This is a genomic window from Pseudomonas sp. NPDC087639 (assembly GCF_044743385.1).
GTDB lineage: Bacteria > Pseudomonadota > Gammaproteobacteria > Pseudomonadales > Pseudomonadaceae > Aquipseudomonas.
This window is the reverse complement of the sequence record NZ_JBIUWI010000054.1, coordinates 1370-2136: the sequence shown is the minus strand read 5'-3', so window position 1 is coordinate 2136 and position 767 is coordinate 1370. Positions and strand designations below refer to the sequence as shown.

General features: G+C 51.8%; 1 protein-coding gene. It reads right to left on the bottom strand.

All coding sequences use genetic code 11. The features are described 5' to 3' along the window. On the bottom strand, nt 1-150 hold a 150-nt coding region (locus ACIOVB_RS20445; protein ID WP_401270870.1), incomplete at its 3' end, for an FAD-dependent oxidoreductase. Nucleotides 151-767 lie beyond the last annotated feature (617 nt).

Genomic DNA, 767 nt, shown 5'->3' with positions numbered 1-767 from the left:
ACAGAAAACTAATAAGCCATTAAACAACAAGAATACACTTAATTCCTTACCGGCTTCGGCGGACTTCTGCTTCAGACGGCAGGCGGCGGACAGGCCAGCGGGGCCGGCACCGACGATGACCACGTCGAATTCCATGTATTCGCGTTCCACAGGCTATCTCCTACTCAAGGCTCAACAGTTTTTTTTCTAATTTGGAGGTTCGGTGTCGCATCCGTATTGCCTTTACGTTAACGTCAAGGGCAGTAATGGAAAACCCACCTTTCTCTCTAGGGGGCGCATTATATCTACACCACTCTGAGCGTCCAATACAAACGTTTGTTTGAATTGGCTCCAGCCCAGAGAAATCAAAGAAGCGCGGCTTATGAGTTACCATTTTGCCGTATTGACCGGAATAGGCGTTCCGGTCAAGATACGGGCGGTTTTGCGCTCGCCGTAGGCAGACTGGCGGTTTCAAGAGCACCTCTAAAGACAGGGCGTAGGCAGTACAAGGTGATGCGCAGCGCAGGTCTGGCGCGCAGTTTACACACCGTGAAGATCAATGACTTGTCGGTCACCACTGACGAACGGTCATCGCACTTCGCAGCGTGGAATCACCCTATACACAAGCCGGCGTTTTTAGAGGTGCCCTTGTAGCCCGATGAGCATCATCCGCCAGGTTCGCCTAGGCGACTTTCTTTTCACCGGAGAGTAACGAGGAATCCATGAAGGTTCTTGTAGCTGTCAAACGCGTTGTGGATTACAACGTCAAGGTTCGCGTCAAGGCGGAC